16 protein-coding genes are annotated in these 23,791 nt (G+C 70.9%); 5 read left to right on the top strand and 11 right to left on the bottom strand.

Going from position 1 to position 23,791, the window contains the following annotated elements; translation table 11 throughout:
• Nucleotides 1-16 precede the first annotated feature (16 nt).
• From AB0J33_RS07170 to AB0J33_RS07155, 4 genes are all read right to left on the bottom strand, one after another.
• Nucleotides 17-6,202 (bottom strand): S8 family serine peptidase, encoded by a 6,186-nt coding sequence (locus AB0J33_RS07170; protein ID WP_363610819.1) that lies wholly within the window; start codon nucleotides 6,200-6,202, stop codon nucleotides 17-19.
• Nucleotides 6,203-6,217: 15 nt separating this feature from the next.
• Complete coding sequence (locus AB0J33_RS07165; RefSeq protein ID WP_363610817.1) at nucleotides 6,218-6,415, bottom strand: hypothetical protein; 198 nt, start codon at nucleotides 6,413-6,415, stop codon at nucleotides 6,218-6,220.
• A gap of 80 nt (nucleotides 6,416-6,495) precedes the next feature.
• Nucleotides 6,496-9,450: an AAA family ATPase gene (locus tag AB0J33_RS07160; protein ID WP_363610815.1), complete on the bottom strand. Its 2,955-nt coding sequence runs from the start codon at nucleotides 9,448-9,450 to the stop codon at nucleotides 6,496-6,498.
• Between the two features lie 106 nt (nucleotides 9,451-9,556).
• Complete coding sequence (locus tag AB0J33_RS07155; protein ID WP_363610813.1) at nucleotides 9,557-10,393, bottom strand: TIGR02452 family protein; 837 nt, start codon at nucleotides 10,391-10,393, stop codon at nucleotides 9,557-9,559.
• A gap of 279 nt (nucleotides 10,394-10,672) precedes the next feature.
• On the opposite strand from AB0J33_RS07155, the gene AB0J33_RS07150 reads away from it, so the two are divergent.
• The 4 genes from AB0J33_RS07150 to AB0J33_RS07135 all read left to right on the top strand — a co-directional run bounded on the left by AB0J33_RS07150 (nucleotide 10,673) and on the right by AB0J33_RS07135 (nucleotide 14,477).
• Complete coding sequence (locus AB0J33_RS07150; protein WP_363610811.1) at nucleotides 10,673-11,236, top strand: carboxymuconolactone decarboxylase family protein; 564 nt, start codon at nucleotides 10,673-10,675, stop codon at nucleotides 11,234-11,236.
• Nucleotides 11,237-11,351: 115 nt separating this feature from the next.
• Entirely contained in the window at nucleotides 11,352-12,515 is a 1,164-nt protein-coding gene (locus tag AB0J33_RS07145) for a M20/M25/M40 family metallo-hydrolase (RefSeq protein ID WP_363610809.1), read from the top strand.
• Nucleotides 12,516-12,562: 47 nt separating this feature from the next.
• Entirely contained in the window at nucleotides 12,563-13,714 is a 1,152-nt protein-coding gene (locus tag AB0J33_RS07140; RefSeq protein ID WP_363610807.1) for a glutamate--cysteine ligase, read from the top strand.
• Nucleotides 13,715-13,877: 163 nt separating this feature from the next.
• The gene (locus AB0J33_RS07135) at nucleotides 13,878-14,477 is read left to right on the top strand and encodes a nitroreductase family protein (RefSeq protein WP_363611374.1); all 600 of its coding nucleotides are present in this window, start codon (nucleotides 13,878-13,880) and stop codon (nucleotides 14,475-14,477) included.
• Here AB0J33_RS07135 and AB0J33_RS07130 read toward each other — a convergent pair.
• The 3 genes from AB0J33_RS07130 to AB0J33_RS07120 form a co-directional block, all read right to left on the bottom strand.
• Entirely contained in the window at nucleotides 14,461-16,005 is a 1,545-nt protein-coding gene (locus tag AB0J33_RS07130) for an NAD(P)-binding domain-containing protein (RefSeq protein ID WP_363610805.1), read from the bottom strand. The genes AB0J33_RS07135 and AB0J33_RS07130 overlap by 17 nt on opposite strands.
• 121 nt (nucleotides 16,006-16,126) lie before the next feature.
• Nucleotides 16,127-16,669, bottom strand: coding sequence for a copper resistance CopC family protein (locus AB0J33_RS07125; RefSeq protein ID WP_363610802.1), 543 nt, complete (start codon nucleotides 16,667-16,669; stop codon nucleotides 16,127-16,129).
• Nucleotides 16,666-17,139 carry a hypothetical protein gene (locus tag AB0J33_RS07120; protein ID WP_363611372.1) on the bottom strand — a complete coding sequence of 158 codons (474 nt, stop codon included), beginning with the start codon at nucleotides 17,137-17,139 and terminating at the stop codon, nucleotides 16,666-16,668. The genes AB0J33_RS07125 and AB0J33_RS07120 overlap by 4 nt, the downstream gene beginning before the upstream one ends.
• A 300-nt stretch (nucleotides 17,140-17,439) precedes the next feature.
• On the opposite strand from AB0J33_RS07120, the gene AB0J33_RS07115 reads away from it, so the two are divergent.
• Nucleotides 17,440-18,756 carry a squalene monooxygenase gene (locus tag AB0J33_RS07115; protein WP_363610800.1) on the top strand — a complete coding sequence of 439 codons (1,317 nt, stop codon included), beginning with the start codon at nucleotides 17,440-17,442 and terminating at the stop codon, nucleotides 18,754-18,756.
• A gap of 39 nt (nucleotides 18,757-18,795) precedes the next feature.
• Here the strand turns inward: AB0J33_RS07115 and AB0J33_RS07110 are convergent, their stop codons facing one another.
• From AB0J33_RS07110 to AB0J33_RS07095, 4 genes are all read right to left on the bottom strand, one after another.
• Nucleotides 18,796-19,644, bottom strand: coding sequence for a maleylpyruvate isomerase N-terminal domain-containing protein (locus AB0J33_RS07110; RefSeq protein ID WP_363610798.1), 849 nt, complete (start codon nucleotides 19,642-19,644; stop codon nucleotides 18,796-18,798).
• A gap of 14 nt (nucleotides 19,645-19,658) precedes the next feature.
• Nucleotides 19,659-20,594, bottom strand: a complete 936-nt coding sequence (locus tag AB0J33_RS07105; protein ID WP_363610796.1) for a hypothetical protein — start codon at nucleotides 20,592-20,594, stop codon at nucleotides 19,659-19,661.
• 134 nt (nucleotides 20,595-20,728) lie between these two features.
• Nucleotides 20,729-21,784: an enediyne biosynthesis protein gene (locus AB0J33_RS07100; protein ID WP_363610794.1), complete on the bottom strand. Its 1,056-nt coding sequence runs from the start codon at nucleotides 21,782-21,784 to the stop codon at nucleotides 20,729-20,731.
• Complete coding sequence (locus AB0J33_RS07095) at nucleotides 21,781-23,751, bottom strand: CRTAC1 family protein (RefSeq protein ID WP_363610792.1); 1,971 nt, start codon at nucleotides 23,749-23,751, stop codon at nucleotides 21,781-21,783. The genes AB0J33_RS07100 and AB0J33_RS07095 overlap by 4 nt, the downstream gene beginning before the upstream one ends.
• Nucleotides 23,752-23,791: the final 40 nt, after the last annotated feature.

The raw sequence follows: 23,791 nt of genomic DNA, 5'->3' as shown, positions 1-23,791 counted from the left end.
ACGAGATTCGGCTATCTCACAGGCGCGGGTCCTGCTGGACCCTCAGGGCGTTGAGGATCGGGTCGCCCTCGCCCTTCTCGCGGCGAAGCTCGACCGTCAGATCGCCGCCGGCGTGCTCGACACTGACCATGTTCGTGTCCGCGGCCAGCGCACCCACCTTCGCCTGCACGTCGTGGTCGTAGAGCACGACCTTGCCGTCGACCAGCACATCGAAGGCACGCTTGCCGGCCTTGACCTTCTCGATCTCCGCGAAGTCGAGGCCGATCCGGTACTTCCCGGCGGGGGCGTTCTTGAACACGTAGCTGAACGTCTCGCCGGTCCGCTGGGTGCGGAACAACGCGTCGTCCTCGGTGCCGGCGATGTCGGCCCTCGTGGTACGCGCCCTGCCGCCGACGTAGCCCCACGACCGCGAGCCGAGCTCCTGGTCGGGTGACCAGCCGAAGCCGTCCGTGCCGACGTACCCGGAGCCGCCGACGTCGACGCCCCTCCAGTAGGCCGAGGTCGCCAGACGGACCGGCTTGAGCTGGGCCTCGCCCTTGCCGGAGTTCGACGCCACGAGCACGTCCCCGACGAGCACGCCGGGCTCGACGTCGGCGTTGTCGGCCGTCGCCGTCACCGTGGTGGACTCGCCGGCCGCGAGCGTGACCGTGCCGGTCGCGGCCGCGCCCGTGAGGGTCAGCCACGGAAGGTCGCCGGTCTCGTGCCCGCCGTCGCTGGTGCGCTTCTGCTCACTGATCCGCACCTCGAGCGGGGCGGAGCCGGAGTTTTTCACGGTCACGTTCGACGTCGCCTTCTGACCCCGGTCGAGAAGCCAGTCGAACTCGCCCCCGGTGACGGTGGCGACGCCCGTGGTCAACGCCGTGTCGACCACCTCGGCCTGATCCTTCTTGGCGATGGTCACCGGGTGGTTGGCGGTGACGTAGTTCGGCGCCCCGACCTGCACGGTGTTCTCGCCGACCAACGCCTGGGCCTTCCACCGGCCCTTCTCGTCGGTGGTGACGACCCGCTCACCGCTCGGCCCCCCGAGCGTGACGATCGCGCCCGCGATCGGCTTGCCGTCGTTCTTGTCGGTGACCGTGCCCTCGATCGTGCCCGCGACCGGGAGGGTGAACTCCAGCCCCAGGCCGGCCTTCAGGACGGGCTGGTCGAAGGAGTACTGGCTCGCCGGGTTGCGCGTCAGGCTCTCCAGGCCGACTGTCGCCGACGACCCCCGGGTGAGGGGGTTGTCGCCGCCGACGCCGTCGCCGTACCCGATCTGGACCCGACCGTCCGCGATCAGGGTGACCGAGAAGCTCACCCGGGCCGTCCGGTCGTTGTAGAAGGCGACGTTGCGCCACTCGACGACCTGCGCCGCCAGCCCATCGACCTCGGTCGTGCCGAAGTAGATGCCCGCCTCGTCGTCGACGACGAGGTCGTCCCAGAGCGGATAGATCGCGTCGATCGGGTACGACGACGGCAGTGCCGTGTTGTTCCCGATCGTGCTGGCGCGGTCGAAGGTCAGCGCGCCGTTCGTCGTCACACACACGCCGTCCCAGGACGTGTCGTAGAACGGTTGCAGGTACGTGGAGTCGAACCACAGCACGCCGCAGAGGTCGTCGCCGTGCCATCCGGACTCCTGCGTGCCCTGGCGGTAGAGCCCGTCGGTCACCTTCATCGAGTACGAGCGACCGGCGGGGGCCACCGGCACCGGGCCCGGCTCCGGCTGCTCGGGCTCCGGCTCCGGCTCCACCACGTCGGCACGCGGGTCGAGCGTCACCCGCAGCGCGGCGATGGTCGGGGCCTGTAGGCCCTTCGACCCCCGCAGCTCCACGGTCAGCGGCCCGCCCTCGTGCGTCACGACGGCGGTGCGCCAGTCGGCGGCGTTCAGCCCGACGGCCGCGGCCGGGTCGTACGCGTACTCCGTCAGCGACCCGTCCACGACGACGTCGAACACCCGCTTGCCCTTGGCCACCTTCTCGATCTCGGCGAACCCGAGATCGATCGCGTAGGTGCCCTTGGGCGCGTCCGGGAAGCGGTAGAACAACTGCTTGTCCGGCGTGGTGCGCTGCGACTGGAACAGGACGTCGTCCGTCGTGCCGGCGATCCCGGCCTTCGTGGAGGCGACCCTCGTCTTCCCCTCGTAGCCCCACGCCGTCCTGCCGGCCGCCTGGTCGCCGGACCAGGTGTAGCCGGAGCCGTCGGTGAACGACGAGCCGCCGGCGTTGACGCCGACCTGGTACTTCGTGGTCGTGAGCGTCACCGGGACGTAGGTCTTGGACTGGCGTCCGGAGTCGGACCTGACCACGATGTTCGCGCCGAGGACCCCCGGCTTGGCGCCCTTCGAGGAGATCGACACCTTGACGGTCGTCGACTGGCCCGGGGCGAGGGTGCCGCCGCCCGAGGAGAGCGACAGCCACGGCAGGTCGGTGAGCAGGTCGTCCTCGACATCCACGAGCACGACGTCGTCGGCGAGCTGGTCGGCCGCCCACAGCGCACCGGTCGAGTCGGTCTCGAGGCCGCCGCCCTGGCCCACCTTCTGGCCGGGGAACCACCACGCGTTCACCAACGAGCAGTCGTCGGGGTCGACCTGGAGCAGTCGGGTGGGCCGGTTCGAGGTGAGGTCGGTGTACCAGATGGTGTCGGACGCCTGGTTGTAGGCCAGGCCCATCACCTCGGGCAGTGGCGGAGCGCAGAAGGACAGCAGCGCACCCGGGTTGTCGTGCGACGTCCCGGCGACGGTTCCGATCATGCCGTTCGCCCGGCCGCCGACGTAGAACACGTCCCGGATCGGGTTGTAGGCGAGGCCGGTCAGCTGCAACGTGGACCAGTCACCCTTGACCTGCCGGGTCTCCTTGCCGGTCTTGCGGTCGAAGCAGTGGATGTAGCTGGCCGGGCTGTCCTCCATCTGGCACATGTCACCGGTCTTGGTGTCGAGCGCCATGTCGAACGCCCGGTACGTGGGGTTCCACGACGCGTCGAAGACCTTCCCGGTCGGCTTGCCCGTCACCGTGTAGGCGGTGTTGGTCCGCGCGTTGTAGTCGTGGACCCACACGTCGCCGTCGTACCCGATGCCGGAGGGCTCCTTCTCCGCGATCGTGCCGGGGATGGCGATCCGGGTGAGGACGTCACCGCCGGAGGTCGGGCCGACCCTGCCGGCCGCCAGTGCCTCCGCGGCGCTCGCCGTCGCGGCCCTGCCGTCGACGTTCGACGGCTTCATGCCGCTCGCACCGGCCTTCCAGCCGGCGAGGTCGATCGTGCTGGCCGCGCCCTTTCCGGTGCGCGCGGTGGCGCCGGCGGCGTCGAGGTCGGGGTGGCGGGCGGCCTCGCCCAGGTTGTACGTGAGTGGGGCGGAACCGTTGTTGGTCAGCGTCAGCGAGCCCACGCCGTTCTGGTTGGTGCCCATCACGGCGTCCAGGCCGTCGGCCTTCAGGCCGGCGACACCCGTGGTCAGCCGCGCGTCGATCTTCGCCTTCGCGTAGAGCCTGTCGAGGGAGAAGGGGTACGCCGCGCTCGGGTAGTTCGGCGCGTCGACCGTCATCGTGTAGTCGCCGACCGGAAGCTGGCGGTGCACGATGCCGGTCCCGTTGGTCGTGACGGTCTCGACGAGCCCGGACTTGTCGCTGAAGGAGACCTTGGCCCCGGCGACCGGCAGCCCGTCGTTCTGGTCGACGACGGTCGCGTCGAGGTAGCCGAAGTCAGGCATGTCGTAGCTGACGATCATGCCGTCGCGCAGCACCGGGGCGCTGTCGGAGAACCGGATGCCGTCGACGCCGGCCCAGCCCTGGATGCCGGTGACGGCGTGCGCGCCGGCGGTCACCGCGTCGGCGGTCCCGACACCGTCGCCGTACCCGAAGATCACGGTGCCGGACCGGGTGAGCGTGGCCGAGAAGCTGACCGGGTCCGTGTACTCCGACCGGGTCGGATAGGCCCAGAGCTTGGCATCGCGGAACTCCACGACGAACGCGTCCTCGCCATCGACCTTGGTGGCTGCCGTGAAGACTCCCCCACCGGGCGCGAACTCGACGGGGGTCTGGACGTAGAACGGGAAGATGCCCGCACCACCGCTGCCGGGCCCGGTGGTGGTGTCCGGGGAGATCACCCCACGCAGGCTGACGCCGAGGCTGTCGTGGCTGCCGTTGTAGAGCGCGACCGGGAACGGCAGCTTCACCGTCGCCCACACACCACTGGTGAACGCGACCGGGTCGGTACCGCGCAGGTATTCACCCTCGGAGACGGCGCAGCGGTAGCCACCCTCGTCGACGACGAGCCCGACGGGGATCTCGCGCGGCTCGTTCTGCGCGCCGACGGTCAGCGGGAGCGTGGTGGGCGAGAAGCAGGCGTTGGGCTTGACGTTCAGCGCGTACCCGCCCTCCGGGACAGCGCTGATCGTGAACGCGCCGTTGGCATCGGTGCGTACCGGCTTCAGCGGCGTGTCCTTGACGACGACGTCGGCGTTCGGGACGGGCCGCTTCCTGTCGTCGACGACCCTGCCGCTGATGTCGTGCCGCGCGGCGGCCGTGAGCGGCAGCTTGACGGAGGTGTCCTGGCCGAGGGAGATCGTGACGTTGGCGGTCGCGGTCAGGTAGCCGAAGACCTTGGTACTGAGCTGGTAGTCACCGACCGGGAGGTTCGTGGTGAATCTGCCGTCCTTGTCGGTTCCGATCGACCGGCTGAACGGACCGCTGATCGTCACGTCGGCGGCGGGGACCGGGGCGCCGTCGGCGGTGACGACTCCGGTGAGGGTGCCGCCCTCGCGGGGCGCGAGCTCGAGCAGCCGGACGAGGTCGAGGCGACCCTCGCCGTACTTGTTGTTGACCTCGGCGGTGCCACCGCACTCGGTGTCGTCGACGTCGACGGCCGACTCGCCGAGCAGGCGACGGGTCTCCTCGACCTGCCCGATCAGGGTCGGGTCGTAGCTCCACAGCGCCGCGACGGCGCCGGCGACGTGCGGTGCCGCCATCGACGTCCCGGACATCTCGACATAGCTGTCGTTGGGATAGGACGAACGCACCGCGTCGCCCGGAGCGGAGATCTCCGGCTTGATCCGGCCACCCTCACCCGCACCCTTGCGGGAGAACGACGCGAGCGTGCCGTCCGATGAGTACGCGCCGACGGAGTAGGCACTCTGGGCCGAGCCGGGCGAGGAGACGGTGTCGCAGGCCGCGTACGGCACGGTGTTGCCCGACGACCACACGCTGAAGATGCCCGCGGCGCTCCATGCCTCGTCGATGGCCTGGAAGAAGTCGTCGAAGTTGTGCTCGACGTTCTGGCCCCACGAGTTGTTGATGACGTGCGGCCGCTTGGACGGGTCGGGGTTGCTTCCGTGGACGTCGGTCGGGGCGAGCAGCCACCAGCCGGACCGCAGCAGCGACTCGACGCCGGTGCTGTCGCAGCAGCCGTTCGTGGCGATCCACTGCGCGTCCGGGGCGACGCCGACGTGGTTGGTGCCGTCGTCGCCGACCATGGTGCCCATGGTGTGCGTGCCGTGTCCGTTGTCGTCGCACGGCGCGTCCGCGCACGTGCCCCGGGTGGCCATCCAGTTGTAGTTGTGGTCGACGGTGCCGTCGGGCTTCGTGCCGCGGTACTGGTGCGCCAGGGCGGGGTGGTCGAACTGGACGCCCGAGTCGAGGTTGGACACGGTGATGCCCGCGCCGGTCGCGCCCATGGCCCACGCCTGGGGGGCGTGGATGGCGTCCAGACCCCAGGAGACGGTGCCCTCCGCGGCGGCCTTCGGGGCGGCGGGCCGGGCAGCCTGGTCGGCGGGGCTCTTCTCGTCGACGGGCTTGACCAGCGCGACCTCCGGCGTCGCGTGGATCTCGGCGACCTGCACCTTCGACGCGACGTCGAGGGCGAGCTTTTCGTTGCCCCCCTTGACGAGCACGGCGTTGGCGATCGGGTAGGAGGTGTATTTGACGCCCGCCCGATCGAGTTCGGTGGAGACCGATGCCAGGGAGTTCTTCGCCGCCCCGGTGAGCGCGTCGTAGACGAACCGACCGCGAGCGGTCCAGCCGGTGATCTTCTTCGCCGGCCCGAGGTCGGCTCCGGTGTCGAACGTGATCCAGAAGTCGGACGCCGGCTGCGTACGGAAGCGGTCCTTCAGGTCCGAGGCGATCTTGTTGGCGGCAGCGCCGGGATCCGGCTCAGCGGCGGACGCCGGTGGTGCCTGGATCAGGCTCAGGCCAACCGCTGCGGCCAGCGAAGCCGCGAGGGCTCTCAGTCTCATGGGGATTCCTTCGGCCTACAGGGGCTGGTAAGGGTCGTGGCGCTCGTGGTCGTCGGCACCGTCGGCGTCCCGGGCGTCCCGGGCGACGAGGGCGACGAGGGCGTCGGGGGCGTCGGGGGCGTCGGGGGCGCTGACGCGCGGCTCGTGGGGCAGCGCGGGCGGTGGCGGGCGCTCGATGGCGGAACCGTCACGCGCGACAGGTCGCTCAGGCACGCATTGCCCAATGGCTATGAATCATGGAGACATGCTCGATGGGCCGAGTGGCCGTCGCTATCCAGCGGATACGTCAATTTTCACGACGGGGCGTCGAGGGAGTCCTCGTCCGCGAACACTCCGGCCTCCACCGCCTTGACCGCGAGCGCGGTCCGGGACGTCACCTTCAGCTTGCGCATCGCCGCGCGCAGCTGCTGATCCACCGTTGCCGGCGACTTGGTCAGGATCCGGCTGATCTCCCGGTTCGTCTTACCCGCGACGACCAGTTGGACCACGTCCAGCTCGCGCGGTGAGAGCTGGTCGCCGTACCCTCGTCGGCCACCGCGCCACAGCCGCGGAACCTCGGCGCCGTGTTCGCGAAGCCGCTGTGCGACACGGTCCGCGTCGCCCCGGGCGCCGAGCCTGAACAGTTGCTCGTACTGTGCGGCCAGCAGGTCTCGACCGTGTTCGAGCTGGCCGTCCGCGATGAGCGCCTCGGCCTGACGCTCGCGGGCGAGCATGGCGTCGTACGGGCGGGGCAGAGCGCTCCAGGCACGCGCCGCCCGATCGAATGCCGCCGCCGCGCGGGCGTGGTCTCCGGCCGCGGCGAGCAGCAGGGCACGGCAGACGGCGAGCGCGGCGCGGGGCGCGGGCGCCGTCCGGCCGCGCAGTCCTCTGGCGAGCTGGTCGCCCAGCCGTGTCGCGGCCCCCAGGTCGCCGGCGGCGAGGTGCGCCTCGATCCGGGCCGGGACGAGGTCGGTAGCCCAGATCCAGATGCCCTTCCTCCGGACGGTGTCCATCGGCTCGTGGGTGATCTGTAGCGCCCGGCCGCTGTTTCCGTCGGCCAGCCACAGTCTGGCCAGCGCGGCGGCGGCCTCCACCGTGTCGTCGGCTGCGCCGAGACGGGCGGACTCCTCGAGGACCAGGCGGAACTGCTCCTCCGCGGCGCGCCGCCGTCCGGCTGCGGCTGCCAGTCGGGCCGCGAGCCGAACACTGCCGAGGTAGTGCGCCGGTCGGTCCCGGTCGGCGTCGGCGAGCGCCGCGCTCTGATCCGCGAGGCCCTCCCACCGGCCGGTGAGCCACGCCAGGTTGGCCTGTTCGAGTCGGACGTTGTGCTGCAACCGGGACGCCTGCTCGGCCTCGGCAAGGCGCATGGCCACGGCGAGGTGTCTGTCGGCGTCGGCGTACCGGCCCCAGATCAGTGCTCCGGTCCCGACGTTCGCGTGGATGCGGGCCACGTCGAGACGCTCCGCCGAGGTCGCGCCGTCGACGGGCAGGCCAGCGACGACGTCCCAGGCCTCCTCCTCACCGAGCATGAGCAGTGCCGCGGCTCGGTTGCCGGCCAGGTTCAGCCGCTCCGCGGGAGAGTCGAATTCGGTGGTGAGCGCGGCGGCGCGGTCCAGCCAACGTCGATGGGTCGACGCCGGCCACGGTCCCGCGTAGGCCCAGCCGAGGTAGGTCATCGCCCGGGCCGCCTCGACCGGGTCGTGGCCGAGGTTGGTCACCGCCTGCTCGAGTTCGCCGAGTGCGGCCTGCGCCTCACCCCCGGTGATCAGGAGCCGACCCAGGGGGTTGCGGATCTCGGCCTGCTGGCGGGCGGTGAGACCGGGGGTCTCCAACACCGCGCGCAGGGTACGGATCACCCGGTGGTGGACCTCGTCGACCGGTTCCCGACGGCCCAGCGCGGCAACTCCGGCGACGCGGGCGACCCGTGCCCGGTCCACCGGCGGCAGCACGGCCCACGACAGCAGGTCGACCAGCAGGTCGACCGCCTTGGTGTGGTCACCCGAGGCCATGGCCAGCTCGGCGCCCTGCTCGGCGTATCGCGCCCAGGACCGCGTCTCGCCCGCCTCCCGGAAGTGGTGGGCAAGGCGTGCCACCGGCGGCGGGTGGATGTGCTCCAGGGCCCGGCCGGCAAGCAGGTGCAGGTGTCTGCGGTCGGTCAACGGGATCGCCTCGTAGACGGCCGTGGCGGCCAACACATGCCGGAACCGCCACCGGCCGCGGTCGTCCGCGTCCAGGACGCCGGCGTCGGCCGCCTCCGCGATGGCGCCTCGACAGGCGGCCGGTGGCAGGCCGGCGGTCACCGCGATCGTGGCCACCGACGACCGCTCCGCCAACGTGGCCGCGGCGCGCAACACCTGCTGCGCCGTCGGCGACAGACGACCCACCCGCTCCCGGGTGGAGTCGCGCACCGTGGGCGGCACCCGTAGCTCGCGCAGCTTCAGCCGGACCCACTGACCGTCGCGGAAGACGAGGTCGGCGCGGTCGCACATGAGGCGAACCGACTCCTCCAACGCCAGCGGAACGCCGCCGGTCCGCTCGTGCATGAACGTCGCGAACTCCTGCGATATCGGGTTGCCGTCGAGCATCGAGGACACCAGCGCCGCCGTGTCGTCCGGTCGCATCGGCGCCAGGGCGATCCGCAGCTGGGTGACGCCCGCCGGCAACCGGGACGTCAGCCGCAGCAACAGCGACCCGTCGTCCACCTCCTCGGGCCGGTAGGAGATCACGAGGCTCGGACCGTCCGTCTGCTGCCGGGAGGTGACGAAGAGCAGGAACTCCAAGGTCACCTCGTCGGCCCAGTGGGCGTCCTCGAGCACGAGAACGTCGACACACAGCGCCCGCAGCAACTCGTCCAGGGCGCGGAACAGGCGATGCCGTGCCGCCTTCGCGTCGTCCAGGGGCTGGAGCGCGGGCGGCAGGTCCGCTGACCACTCCGGGAACAGGGGCCGTAACGCACCCGCGAGCGCGGTGAGGGGCAGTCGTGACACCGGGCGGTCGACCCCCCGGAACGCGTCGACGATCGGCCCCAACGTCAGCGACTCACGAAGCGGTGGGCACACCGACACCAGGGCGGTGCGCTGGTCCGGCGCCGCCAACCACTCTCGCAGCAGCCGGCTCTTCCCGATCCCCGCCTCACCCTCCACCAGCACGATCGCCGGTGGTCGGGCCAGGGCGCCGCGAAGGGCCGCCAGCTCCCGGTCACGCCCCACGAACCGGGGCGTAGAAACGGTCGGTGAGGTCCCGTCGTCCTCGGGCGAGGGGTCGAGCATGCGTGATGATCTCGCTTTTCGACGCTCGGGCACAAGTGCCACAGCAGCGTCCGGCATCCCCTCCGCCCGGCTCTACTCGTCCGGCCCCGCGGCGACGTGGTGACGCTCACCCACGCTCGCTCCCCACCGCCGGAGCCTCGGCCGATCCCGGAAAACGCTGCACGAACGTACGGAACACCGGTGTTCCCGGCAGGCTGTCGTGGATGGCGAACACCACGTGGTCGAAGCGGTCGATCTCCCGCAGCGCGTGGGCGAAGGCGTCGGCGACCGTAGCGGGATCGTTGCGGAACACGCCGCATCCCCAGGCGCCCAACACCAACGTCCGGTGTCCGTGCGCGGCCGCGACCTCCAGCACCCGGCGGGCACGCCGGGCCAGCACCGCCGGTACGCCCGCGACGTGTTCGGGCTGGTTGCGGAGGATCTCACCCAGGTTCGGTGCCGCGGCGGCCAGGAACGAGGCCGGGTACGGCTGGTCGAGCAGGTTTCCGCTGTCATCCCGGAACACCGGCACGTCCGGGGAGAAGATGACGTGGTCGCTGTACCGCAGGTCCCGCTGTTCGCGGTGAAACGTATAGAACCCCGGGGCGGCGAGGAGACACGGGTACAGCGCCGACGAGCGGGCGATGCTCTCCTCCTGCGCCCTCGCTCCGCTCAGGAACCCACCGCCCGGGTTCCTCGCCGAGGCGAACACCAGACAGACCGCCCCGGGTGCCAGCCGACGGGCCGCCTGCAACGTCGACTCGGACGTCACCTCGACCCTGCCCGCGCCGGGCTCCGCGTCTCCCACCGCGGGCACCTCGTGCGGCAGGTGGAGCTGCGTGCCGGCGACCGCGGCGCGTACCCCCTCGCCGATGTCGACCTCGGCACCGGCGCCGGTGCGATAGCGACCCGACTCGGCGATCGCAACCGTCTGGCGGGCGATCTCACGAAGACCACCGCTCACCCGCCACTCCTGTCCGCGCCACGACCGTTGTTCCGCATGATGAACAAGCTAGGCAGTTCCGCCCCGACCAGCAACGGAGTTGGCGACGGGAGCCGGTCGGTCGTCCTCGACAGGGATGTCAGCCGTCCTGAACAGAGCACGAATGGAGGAATGCACCGGGCGGCCTGGATGAAATCATGGCTGCGCGGCGTCGGGCACGCCGCCCAGGCGCGGAGGGCGCCCCTTGCCAGAGGCGTCGTCCGGCAGGTCACGACACACCGGCTGGAAGGTCTCACCACTATGGCGCACATCGATCTCGGGGTCGACGAGAAGCGGTTCCCCGGCATCAGCGGTCCGATGCGGTATCGCCCGGAGACGGCGAAGCCACTCAACGAACTGGCCGAGATCCTGCTGCGCGCGCCGCACTCGCTGCCGGCCGGCGAGCGGGAGTTGATCGCCGCGTACGTCTCCGGGCGCAATGACTGCAATTTCTGCTGCGCGTCCCACTCGGCGTTCTCCGCGGCACAGCTCGACGAGGGCATGACCCTCGTCGACCAGGTACGCGCGGACCTCGACACCGCACCGATCTCGGAGAAGCTACGGGCGTTGCTGCGCATCGCCGGCGCGGTCCAGATCAGCGGCCGTAACGTCACCACCGAACTGGTCGCCGACGCCCGCGCGGCGGGCGCCACCGACCTGGAGATCCACGACACCGTCCTGATCGCCGCCGCGTTCTGCATGTTCAACCGGTACGTCGACGGGCTCGGCACCTTCGCGCCCGAAGGTCAGGAGGCGTACGCCGAGACCGCACGCCGGATCGTCGACTTCGGCTACGGCTCGGCGGCCGGCACTCCCGTCTCCTGAGCGGCCGGCACTCCCGTTTCCTGAGCACAGACAAGGGTGAGCGCACCCCCGGTCCCCTGCGATGGTCGATGGGCAAGCCTGGCCAGGCCCGTCACCCGCGAAGTTGGAGGGATCGATGGACCACCCACGCTGTCTGCTCGACGCCGCGAGGAAGCTCCACGCGGACATGGTCGACCGGTTGGGCACGCTCGTCACGCTCGAGTCGGCACCGGGCTCGTTGCCCCATCTCGGGTCCTGTGCCGACCTGCTCGCCCGTTGGGGTGAGGAGTCGCTCGGCCGGCCGGCCCGGCGAGTCGTGATCGACGGTCTACCTCACCTGCTGTGGTCGGCCGCCGACCAACGCGTGCTGCTCCTCGGCCACTTCGACACCGTCTTCCCGGTCGGCACGGTCCGCGCAAGGCCCTTCACCGTCCGCGGCGACACCGCGACCGGACCCGGCGTGTGCGACATGAAGGCCGGCATCGTGCAGATGTTCACGGCGCTGCGCCTGATCGAGGACACCTCCGCGGTCGGCGTGTTGCTCACCTGCGACGAGGAGAGCGGATCGCTGACGTCACGGCCACTGATCGAGCGCGAGGCCCGGCGCTCGGGCGCGGTCCTCGTCTGCGAGGCGGCCACCGCGGAGGGGCACGTGAAGGTGGCCAGGAAGGGCGGCTCGGTATACCGGCTCACCGTCCGCGGTCGCGCCGCCCACGCCGGCGTCGAACCGCAGCGCGGCGTCAACGCCACGGTCGAGGTCGCCCACCAGATCCTCGCGCTGGCGGCGCTCGGCGCGTCGGACAGCGGGGGCACCTCGGTCACACCGACCCTGCTCTCCGCCGGTACCACGACGAACACGGTGCCCGAGCACGCCAACCTGGCGGTCGACGTCCGGGCCTGGACCCGGGCCGAGCTCGAACGCGTCGACACCGCCATCCGTGGGCTGGTGCCGTACCTGCCCGAGGCGGCCCTGTCCGTGCAGGGAGGGATCAATCGTTACCCGATGTCCCCGGCACTCGCCCAGCCGTTACTGAAGCTGGCCCGGTCGATCGGCCGCCAGCTCGGCATCGAGAACCTCGGCGGCGCGCACGCGGCCGGCGCGTCCGACGGGAACTTCACCGCCGCGCTGGGCGTGCCGACCCTCGACGGCCTGGGCGCGGTGGGAGGTGGGGCGCACGGCGCCGACGAGTACGTCTGCCTGGATCGGATGCCGGAGCGTACGGCGTTGCTGGCCGGCCTGGTCGAGGCCGCGTCCACCATGGAGCCCGCGAGGCTGCGAGCCATCGACGAGATCCCGTAACGTGCTCACTGGCCGGCAGATGACCGGCAGTGAGGGGTCGGCGTCGCATGGCTACGGGACAACGAGCGGGATCGTCCACCCCCCTGCTCGGCGTCGAGGAGGAGTTCCTCGTCGTCGACGCCGTTCGGGGCGAGGTCGTACCGGAGGCGGCCACCGTCGTCGACCGCGCACGCCCGTCCCTCGGCGCCCGGGTGGGCGGTGAGATCACCAAGTTGCAGGTCGAGACCCGTACGGACCCGTGCCGCAACGTCGACGACCTCGACGCGCAGCTCGCCGAGGGTCGGGCCGCGATTCAGAACGCGGCCCGGTCGGCGGGGCTGCGGGTGATCGCCAGCGGCTCGCCGGTGCTCGGCCGGGCCGTGCCGCCGCCGATCACCGAGGGACCTCGCCAGGATCGGGGCACCGCCACCTTCCGTGGGCTGCACGACGAGCTCGCGATCTGCGCGGTCCACGTCCACGTGGAGGAGCCCGACCGGGACCGCGCCGTGCTGATCGGCAACCATCTGCGCCAACACCTTCCGGTGCTGCTCACCCTCACCGCCAACTCGCCCTACTGGGCCGAGCGGGACACGGGATACGCGAGTTGGCGAACCGTCACGTGGGGGCGTTGGCCGGTGGCCGGCCCGCCGCCGTACCTGACCTCCGCCCGGCAGTACGACGACCACGTCGACGCGTTGCTCGCCGCGGGCGCGCTGGTCGACCACGGCACGATCTTCTGGGATCTCCGCCTGTCGACGAAGCATCCCACGCTCGAGGTACGGGTCGCCGACGTGCCGGTCACCGCCACCGAGTCCGCGGCGCTCGCCGCCCTGGTACGCGCTCTGGTGGTCGTCGCCGGGGAGGCTGTCGACCGGGGCGATGAGGGGCCGCGACTGGTCCCCGAGCTGATGCGGCTCGCCTACTGGAGGGCGGCCCGCGACGGGATGGGCGGCGACGGCGTCGACGTCGTCACGGGCCGGCTGCTGCCCGCGGCGGCCCTCGCCGAACGGCTGGTCGAGCGTGCCCGACCCGCACTCGACGAGGCGGGCGACCACGAGCGGGTGGAGTCCTGGCTGAAGTGGCTGGCCACGGGCGGCGACGGGGCGACCCGCCAGCGGGCCGCCGCGGCACGGCGCGGACGCCTGACCGACGTGGTCGACGACATCGCCGACCGCACCGCGCCGGACCTGACGGGGCGGCAACAAAGCACATCGGCGTAACGACGAATCGCCCCGGTCCCGAAATGCTGGAGGGACCGGGCGTCGACGGCAGGCAGACCCTCCCGCGGTGACCGGCACACCTGATCAGGGGAGGCCACAGGTGACCGGAGCAGAGCTGCTACCCAAGGTTCCGATCAAGCACGATCGTCGGTCGCCGACGGACATGGTGCGCGACGCGGAGGCGTTCGCGCAGCGGATGGCGCAGCGCCGCTCGGTGCGGGACTTCGCCACCGACCCGCTGCCGGACGGGGTGATCGAGGCGGCGGTCCGGGCCGCCTCGACCGCGCCCAGCGGCGCCAACGTGCAGCCGTGGCGGTTCGTCGTGCTGACCGACCCGGCCCGCAAGCGCCGGCTACGCGAGGCGGCCGAGGCCGAGGAGCGCGCGTTCTACGACCACCGTGCCTCGCCGGAGTGGTTGGGTGCGATCTCCGGGCTCGGCACCGACTGGCGTAAGCCGTTCCTGGAGACCGCACCGGCCGTCATCGTCGTGTTCGAGGTACACCAGGGGCCGGACAGCCCGAAGCCGTACTACGTCAAGGAGTCCGTCGGCATCGCGGTCGGCCTGCTGATCACCGCCCTGCACCACGCCGGCCTGGTCACGCTGACCCACACACCCAACCCGATGCGGTTCCTGAACGAGGTGTGTGAACGGCCGTCGCACGAGCGCCCGTACGTGGTGATGCCCGTCGGGCATCCCGCGCCGGACGCCCTGGTGCCCGACCTGGCCCGTAAGCCCCTCGACGAGGTCATGGTCCGCTGGTGAGATCCGCGGTGAGGAACTCGACCAGCGGCTCGACGTGCCGGTCCGGGCGTCGCCACTCGGCCAGCAGATCCTCCAGCAGGTGCTGCTCGGCGAGCAGCTCCGCGCCACGGTAGCGCCGGATCACCGGGTGGATGAAGGCGCTCTCCCGGGCCCGGTCCGGAGTCGGGTGCCGGTCGATGGCGAACACGTCGCCGTAGTCGTCGCGGCCCCACCGCAGGGCGAGCGTGTACCAGTGGGTGGCGGTCGCGAAGCGTTCGACGGCGTAGTCCTCCGGCAGGTCCTCGTAGTGGTGGAAGTCGCCGGTGGCGTCGTCGCGGACGAAGACGTCGCAGAGGTATTCGAACTGGGTCCACAGCGCCGACGACCAGTTGACCCGGTCGAGCATCAGCTTGGTGAGCGACGCCGCGTCGGCCGGCGTCGTCGCGTACGACAGCGGCACGTCGTCGTAGCGCTCCCGCAGGATGCGGGTGAACGTGCGGAGGTTGTAGCGGAAGCCGTCGATGAACGGGGACGACGCGTGCTTGACGTCCCGGGCCTGGGCGATGGTGCCGGCGAAGTACAGGTCGTCGATGTTGCTCGACTGCCAGTCGGGGCGCAGCCCGGGCATCCGGCCGTCGCGCACCATGTCGGGACGGACCGACTCGTCGAACAGCGTGGTGTCCATCCGGAACCCGGTGCAGCGGAGCACCGTGTGGTAGTCGAGCACAGCGGTCTCACCCTCGGCGTGGGTGTAGGTGATCGACACCTGGAACCGCCCGTCGACGGGCCGGATCTCGTCGATGGTGCAGTCGAGCACCGAGTGCAGGGTCTTGAACTGGTAGCTGTCGAGGATCGCCCCGTACTGGCCACGGACGTCCCCGGGATGCTTGGTGTTCCACGCGAGCCGCAGCGGTTGCCGGCTGGCGAGATGCACCATCGACGCCCGACCGAGGATGGCCGACGCCGTCTCGAAGGCCGAGTTGCCCTTACCGATGATCAGCACCCGCTGACCGTCGTACGCCGTGGGATCGATGACCATGTCCTCGTACCCGATGGCATGTTCGATGCCCTTGATGGCCGGCACGAACGGCCGGCCCCAGCCGGTCGCGACGATCAGGCAGCGTGCGCGGATCTCGCCCTGGCCGGTGCGTACGGTGAAACCGTCGCCGGTCCGGGTGATCCGCTCGACCGTCGTGCCGTAACGGATGTTGAGCTGGTGGACCCGTTGGAACTCGGCGAGGTAGCGCACCAGGTCGTCGGCCGCCGGCAGATATTCCTCGCTGAACCTCGGAAACAGCAGATCCGGGGAGTCGTTGAGCAGCGAGTTCCAGTCCCAACGCAGGCGAATCTCGGGATCGGTGCTGTCGGTGTGCACCTTGTTCAGGGAGATGAGCCGGCGGTGACGCGGAAACCGCCGGAAGAACCCGCCCGGCTCGTCGTCACGTTCGAGCGTCAGGTAGTCGGCACCGTGCTTCTGTAGGTAGTAGCTCAGCTGCACCCCTGCTGGCCCGGCCCCGACGATGACATACCTGTGCTCGTTCTCGACCATCCTGCGCCCCTTCCATGGACGGGTGAATCCACCGACCATGGAATAGGTAGCGGCACGTGTCAATGCCACCTCTCACCGTCACGCCGGTCGTGGCGCACTGCTGTCGCGACCGGCCCGCGGGTCAGCGCACCCGTGGGCGACGCGCCAGGATCCACACCAGGCCGACGACCAGGGCCAGGTCGATCAGGACCAGCACCAGGGTGCTCGCGTCCCGCTCCAGGTGGTGCCCGCCGTGCGCCGGGCCGGCGGCCTCGACCGGAACCGAGGTGGACGCCGCCCCCGATCCGACCGTGAAGGTGGCGAGCCCGGAGACGGGCGTGCCGTCGTCGAGATCCAGGTGGTAGCCCACCCGGTACGGCCCGGCTTGGCCGGCCGCCACCGCGACGCTGATCACCGCTCCGTTTACGACCGGATCGGCGAGGGTGACGTCCTTCCCGGCGGGGCCGACGACCGTGAGGTGCAGGACACGCGGGTGCGGGGCCGCGCTGAACCGCAGCGTCACCTCGGGGGGCGCGACGGTGACCGACGCGCCGTCGGCGGGCTCGACCGCCTCCAGACGGGCCGGCGCCGACACGCCGAAGACGAGGTAGACCACCAGCAGCGCCAAACCGACGCCGGCGCCGCCGAGGAGCAGGCGACGCCGGGTCGGTGACAGGGAGATCATGCTGGCAGCGGACGGCAGCTGCACGACATGGCGAGCGATTCGGCCCGGGAGGGCCGCAGATGCAGGTACATGGCGATGACCATCGGCAGGAACACCACCGTGTTGTAGAACAGATGCAGCTCGACGCGGGGCAGCACCAGTTGCAGGATGCTGGTCGGCACCGCACGGCCGGCGATGAAGTGCCCGCTCTGCGACTGGATCAGCAGCAACAGGTGCTCGATGTGGTGCCAGAACTGGATGGCGAGGGCGACGGTCCACCAGGTGCGGCTACGACCGACGAACCCGGGGCGCAGCAGGAACAGGAAGACCAACATCACGATGGCGTACCCGTAGTGCAGCCATTCCGAGCTGATGAGCCACGGGAACGGCATGCCGAGCACACCGCGTGCCTCCGGCGGTTTCCAGCCCAGCACCCAGATCTGGTAGGCCTGGGTGAGGTGCTCGGCCCAGTGCGCCAGGACGATGACCATGAACACCGCGAGCGCGGCCCGGTGATGGCGACCGTTGAGCCCCCACGGTCGGCCGGTTCTGGTGTCCGGCGATGAATCGACAAGGTTGGACACTGACACTGCGCCTCCCGGTGCGACGAACACGCGACGCTCCATTGTGCTACCCCGTCGACACGCACCGCTATATCCATGCGTGCTGATTGGGCCGACACCTAGACACGCCGAGACACCCGACGAGTCTGTCGACTGTGGAGCCCGCTGGCGCCCGGGTGCGCACGTCGGAAGACACCCGGTCGGGCCGGCCGGCCTAGCATCACGGCTATGGTCTCCGCAGGTAACGCGGTCGTGCTCGGCGCCAGCATGGCCGGCCTGATAACCGCCCGGGTGCTGAGCGACGCGTACGACACCGTCACGATCGTCGACCGCGACACGTTGCCCGAGGTGTCGGCGGCACGGCGTGGTGTTCCGCAGTCCCGCCAACTGCACGTGCTGTTGGCCCAGGGTCGCCGAGCGCTCGACGAGCTCTTCGAGGGCCTCAGCGACGAGCTGAGCGCCGCCGGCGCCCCGCTGGTCGATCTGCACGATCAGGTGCACTGGTGCAACGACGGCTACCCGATGCGTCGAGCCGCGTCGGACCTGGTCGGCGTCGGGGTCAGCCGCCCGCTGCTGGAAGGCACGGTGCGTGCGCGGGTACGGAAACTGGCCAACGTCCGTTTCTGCCCGCCGGCCGAGGCGACCGCGCTGCTGAGCACCGAGGACCGCAGCCGGATCACCGGTGTCCTCGTGACGCCGCGCACGGGCGCCGAGTACCAGATCCACGCCGACCTCGTGGTCGACGCCTGCGGCCGGGCGTCCCGCAGCCCGGTCTGGCTGGCCGAACTCGGCTACCCGGCGCCGTCGGAGGAGCGGGTCCCGGTGGACGTCACCTACGTCACCCGCATCTACGAGCGCGAGTCCCGTCATCTCGACGGTCTGCTCGGGGCGCTCACCAACGCCGTGCCGGGTCGCCCCCGCACCGGCATCGTCGCCGCCCAGGAGGACGGGCGCTTCGCGGTGGCGCTCAGTGGCATGCTCGGCGAGCAGCCGCCGACGGACCACGACGGCTTCACCCGGTACGCCGAGTCGTTGGGCATGCCGGTGATCAGCCGGCTCGTGCGCGACGCCGTCCCGGTGGGCGGTCCGGCCCAGATGCGCTATCCGGCGAGCGTGCGCCGACGCTACGAGCGGTTGCGCCGCTTCCCGCTCGGCTACCTGGTGGTCGGCGACGCGGTGTGCAGCTTCAACCCCGTGTACGGCCAGGGCATGACGGTCGCCGCCGGTGAGGGCCTGCTGCTCCGCTCGGTCCTGCCCGGCGGCCCGGACCGGCTGGCTCGCCGCTTCTTCCGGGGCGCGGGTCGGCTGATCGACGGCCCGTGGTCCATCGCGGTCGGCACCGACCTGCGCTTTCCGCAGGTCCCCGGGCCGCGCTCGGCGCGGGTGCGGCTGGTCAACTGGTACGTGCACCGCCTCCATGCGGCCGCCCGCTACGACGCCACGCTGGGCGCCGCCTTCCTGCGCGTGCTCAACCTCGTGGACCCGCCGACCCGGCTGCTCCGCCCCGCGGTCGTCCGCCGGGTGCTGCGCGGACCCCGGCGCTGAGCCGGCGCCGCCGGACGCTGATCCGCGGCGCGTGCCCCGTCACTTCGGGCAGCGCACCTTGCGCATGAAGGCGGGCAACAGCCACGGCCGGGGGCCGCCGACGCGGATGCCGCCGGTGAGCGCCGCCCGCACCGGCGAGACCCGGCCGAAGAGCATGAGATTGAAGACGACCGGATCGTAGGTGACCCGGGCGTCCGGACGCGTCCCGGGCTCGGCGACGCGGACGACGTTGTCGGCCAGCAGCAGGGCCACCGGACGCGTGTGCCGCGACTCGAAGGCGACCGTCACCCGCACGTCGGGCAGTGGTTTCGGGGTGTCGAGCAGGTGTCCGTACCCGTCGCGCACCAGCCCCACGAAGAAGACCTCGAAGAACGGCGCCGCCTCGGCGGGCGGGATGGCGTGCGGGAGCCCGGCGGCTCGGGCGATGTCCCGACCGTGGATGTGGAACTCGTTGACGATGTGGGCGAACAGGCCCGCCATCGTCAGCGTCGAGCTGCCCAGCCACGGCAGCGGCGACGACGGGTCGACGGACCGCGTGGCGTCGAGCATCGCCGCGCAGTCCGCCCGGATCCGGGCCGCCAGGGTGCCCGGGTTCCGTTCCGGAAACGACCGCATCACCGCGTCGTTGAGCAGGTCGACCCGGTCGACCGTCGTACGCCGCCACTGCTCGTGCACCTCGGGGAGCGAGAACGCCGGCTCGGGATAGGCCCTGGTGATGACGACGTCGACATCGGTCAGCGTGGCCACGTGCGCCGCGGTGTCGGCGACCGACCAGTGCTTGGTCGCCCGCCGGTCCGCCGCGGCGGCCTCGACCAGGGCGGCGAACCGCTCACCGGCGGTGGCCACGTCGCGACGGATCGCCTCCCATTGCCGGCTCGACACGTCCATGTCGGCCCATCCGATCAGTTGTAGGGCATCGTCGGGAACCAGCCGTAGCCGAACATGGCGGGCACCCGGACTGTCCAGTAGACAACCGTGAATACCCCCAGGGCAAGCAGCAGCGAGCCGGTGACGGCGAGGGTGCGTGCCGGTCGCGCGGACAGCCAGCGGATCAGGCCGCCGCGGGTGACGAGGACGACCAGAGCGAACAGGACGGCCACGATGGCGATGTTGCCCAGCGACTGCAACACGAAGGCACCGGCGCCGTAGAACGGGTTACCGTTCTCGGCGGCCCACTGGAAGAGCTTGTGGAACAGCGGGTACGGACGGCCGATCAGGAACCCGCCGACCAGCATGCCGAGCACGAACACCCGGGCGAACGGGTGACGGGCGAAGGGGTCCCGCACCGTGCCGAGCGCGGCGAGCCCGAGATAGACGAACGCGAGACCGATCACGCCGAAGACAACGACGGACTGGGTCAGTCGTACCGGCATGCCCCCGGCCGTCGTCGCCGTCGAGAGCTGCGGCAGCGAGTCGCCGAGCAGGACGCCCACGAACCCGTAGACGGCGGCGACGACGACCATCCCCAGGGTGAGCAGGCCCAGGGGCCGGAGCATGAAGCGCAGACCCGCGGCCGGGGTGCCCGCGGCGCCGGCGTGGGTCATCGGCCCGATCGAGGCGGCCATGGCGATGTTGCAGGCCGTGAACGTGCCCGCGAGGCCGGAGATGAAGGCGAACAGCAGCCCGGCCGCGGTGCCGCCGATCGCGGTTGCCTTGGCGTCGTGGCCCAGCAGGGTGTTGGCGACGTTGTCGCCGATGGTCTTGTCGACGAACTCGTACGACCAGAGCACGGCCAGCGCGATGCCGGCGAGGACGCTGCCGGCGATCAGCCGACCGGCCCGGCCGGAGCGGGCCGGGGCCTGCGGGTCGCGCACGACGGGTCGGTGCGTAGTGGTCATGACAGTCTCACTTTCGGGCGGGTACGGGTACGGGTAGGTGGGCGTCGCGACGGGAACCGGCCGGACCGCCTTCCCGATCGCGGTTCTCCGCTGGGTGGGAAGACGGGCCGGCCGGTTCGCGGCGGGGATGGGGGTCAGCGGGCGATCGGCAGTTCGACCGCCGCGGGTGGCGGCACCGGCCGCACCGCCGTACGCTCGCCGCGCCGCTCGCCCAGCCACTTGACCCACCAGAACAGGCCCCGGGCCAGGCATACGATGGTGACCGCGAAGAACAGCGTGTAGACCACATTGAACAACATCAGTGCGCCGTACACCATGGCCACCATCGAACCGAACATGAACTGGTTGCGTGGCTTGGCGGGTGTGGTGCCCGGATCGGTGATCATGTAGTTGGTGAACAGCACGAACGCCACACCGGTCATGATGCTCAGCGCCGACCAGAGCTGCACGTCCCAGACGAAGTGCCGGATCAGCGCCTGGATGACGAACCCGCCGACCCAGCCCACGATCAGCGCGACCTTCTTGGTGAGCATCGCGTTGAGGATGGTGCCCGCGGTGAGGACCACCATCGGGATGAACATCCGGAACACGTCGGGCACGTTCTCCGTGAAGTGGTACGGCGGCGCCACGTTGACCCACGAGAACGTGACCAGCGCGACCGTGATGCCGAAGTTCGACGGGTTCATGAAGTGCCGCATGCGCCCGTTGATCGGGGCCTGCAGGACGGCCTTCTGCCCGACGGCCACCACCACGGCGAAGGCGATCGGCCAGAACATGTCGTTGGCGTAGAGCAGCATGTTCGCGGCGAGCGCGGTGATGTGGGTCGGCAGCAGGAACGTGTAGACACCCCACGCGCCGTTACCGCTGTACGCCGGCCGGCGGCCGAGGGAACGGGCCGCGACCGCCTCGATCGCCAACTCGGCCGTGTAACCGATGGCCAGGGCGAACAGCGGCCAGGTCCAGGGCTGCTCGAACCCGAGGATCGTGTAGCCGAGGATGTTGAGGATGGACATGGAGATGGCGAAGTTCCGCAGGGCGAGGTAGCGGGGGTCCCGTTTGTCCACCCGGGGTACGGGCGGTCGTGAGTCGACGCCGACGAGTGCCCGGTCCGGGCCGGCGCCGATGCGGGCCGCGTCGGCGGCCCCGACCGTGGTGGTCGCGCCTTCCGGGGCGCGTTTGACGTCCGTCATGGCTTGGTCAGCTCCTGGGCTCGGTCGGTGAGCATGAGGTCGTGCCACCCGGCGGCGAGAGACAGGGTCTGCTCGTGCGGGGTGCCGGTGAGATCGCGCCAGCTCAGCTGGACGCTGACGGGTGCGGCGCCCTGGGCGCCGAGCCCGAAGAACACGTCGAAGCTGCGCTTACCCGAGTGCCCGCCACCCCCGTCGAGCTGGGCGAGCTGGGTCCGGCCGTCCGCCGTGGTCACGCGCGCCTGTGCGCCGTACGCCGGGGTGCCGGTGCCGTTCGTCTGGTCGGCGCCGAGCGCGGGCCGGTGCAGCCGCAACCCCAGGAATTCGCCGACCTCGGTCTTGGTGTTCTTGTAGAAGGCCGGTTGCCCCCACTGCCGCGCCACCGCGAAGTCCTGACGGCCGTCGCCGTCGGTGTCGCCCACGGCGACTCCGCGCGTCGGGGTCCGGTCGTCGAGCCCGAGTTGTGGGCTCAGGTCGACGTAGCGGCCGTTGCCCTCCGGCGCCCAGAACGCCAGCGCGTTGGAGCCGGCGATGTCGTCGCCCGGCTGCGCGTTGGGCCACATGTCCGGCTCGCGCAGCATCAGGTCGTTGCTGGCGGCCAACTCCTGGAGCCAGTTGAACCGGTTGATCGTGCCCTTGACGAAGCCGCAGGACTGCACGACGACGAGCCGGCCGCTGTTGTCGAAGTCGGCCATCTTCGCGTCCCAGCCCCAGCCGACCCAGGCGAGGTTCTTCGCCGAGGCCTTGTTCTCGAACGGGGCGATTCCCTTGACGAGCCGGTTCCGCGCGTCCTGCGGGGTCTTGGCGGTGTTCTGCCAGACGAAGTTGCTCTCCTCCAGGCCCCACGACTCGGTGATGTTGCTGACGAAGGCGTCGAAGCGGCCGGTGCCGCCCAGGTCGGCGAAGTCGACGGACATGCCCTTGAACGAGTCGTGCCCCATGACCAGCGACTTGGGGTCCAGTGGGCCGCGGCGGCCCTCGGCGAGGGTGAACTTGATACGGCCCGGCTGGGACACGTTGTGGAAGAAACGGTCGTTGCCGAAGTCGTTGGCGAGGTACAGCTCGGGCAGCAGGTCACCGTCGAGGTCGGCGGAGGCCGAGGCGAGCGTCCACCCGGTGGCGAACCGGGGGTCGATCGCGTTCTGCACCTCGTAGGTGACGTTCGGCGTCGCGCCGCCGGTGGCGCCGGTCCAGCGCAGGATGTGCGCCCCGCCCGCGTTCTGCGCGCGGGACATGGAGTGGTTCATCTGCACGTTGGGCAGGCCCTGCGGGTCGAGCACCTGGGAGTCCGGGAAGTAGTTGAAGATGCCGATGTCGGGCCGACCGTCACCGTCGAAGTCGGCGACCGCCGTCGCGTTGGTGTTCCAGAGCGGCCCCCGGTATCGGCCGTCGGTGGTCTGCTGCTGCGGGATCAGCTCGACCGGGTGGTACGACGCCAGGCTCAGACCCTGCGCGTCGCCCTTCTGCAGGAACACGACCGGCGTCCGTCCCCAGTAGATGACCAACACGTCCATCCGGCCGTCGACGTTGAAGTCGCCCGGGGTGCACCCCATCGGCGCGATCGCCGGACCCATCGGCAGCGGTGCCGGGTCCAGCACGAACGGCGCGTAGCTGGCCCCGCCGCCCGGCGCGGGGGTGACGATGACTTCGTCACTGCGCGGGTCGACGAGGCACAGGTCGTTGGCGCCGCCCTGCCCGTCGAGGTCGTTGAGCGCCACGCCGGCGCCGACCGACGAGATCCAGGAGCGGATGTGCTGGTACTTCGGGTTCACGGTGCGGATCGTGTGCTGCGGCAGTCCTGGCGGAAGCGCGATGGGCAGTTCGGTGAACGCGAACCGCGAGGCCATCGCCCGCCGGTCCTCGGCGGATGCCGACGGCAGTCGCGACACCGTGAACAGCCCGGCGACGAGTACCAGGACGAAGACGACGGGAATGAGCCGGCGCAGCGGACCCACTTGTTTCGGTGGCAACGGTCCCCCTCGGGTGGTGCCCGTCCCGACCAGGACGGGC

Source organism: Micromonospora sp. NPDC049645, assembly GCF_040675155.1.
GTDB lineage: Bacteria > Actinomycetota > Actinomycetes > Mycobacteriales > Micromonosporaceae > Micromonospora.
Note: the sequence above shows the minus strand (reverse complement) of the source record. Positions and strands in the feature narration are given on the sequence as shown.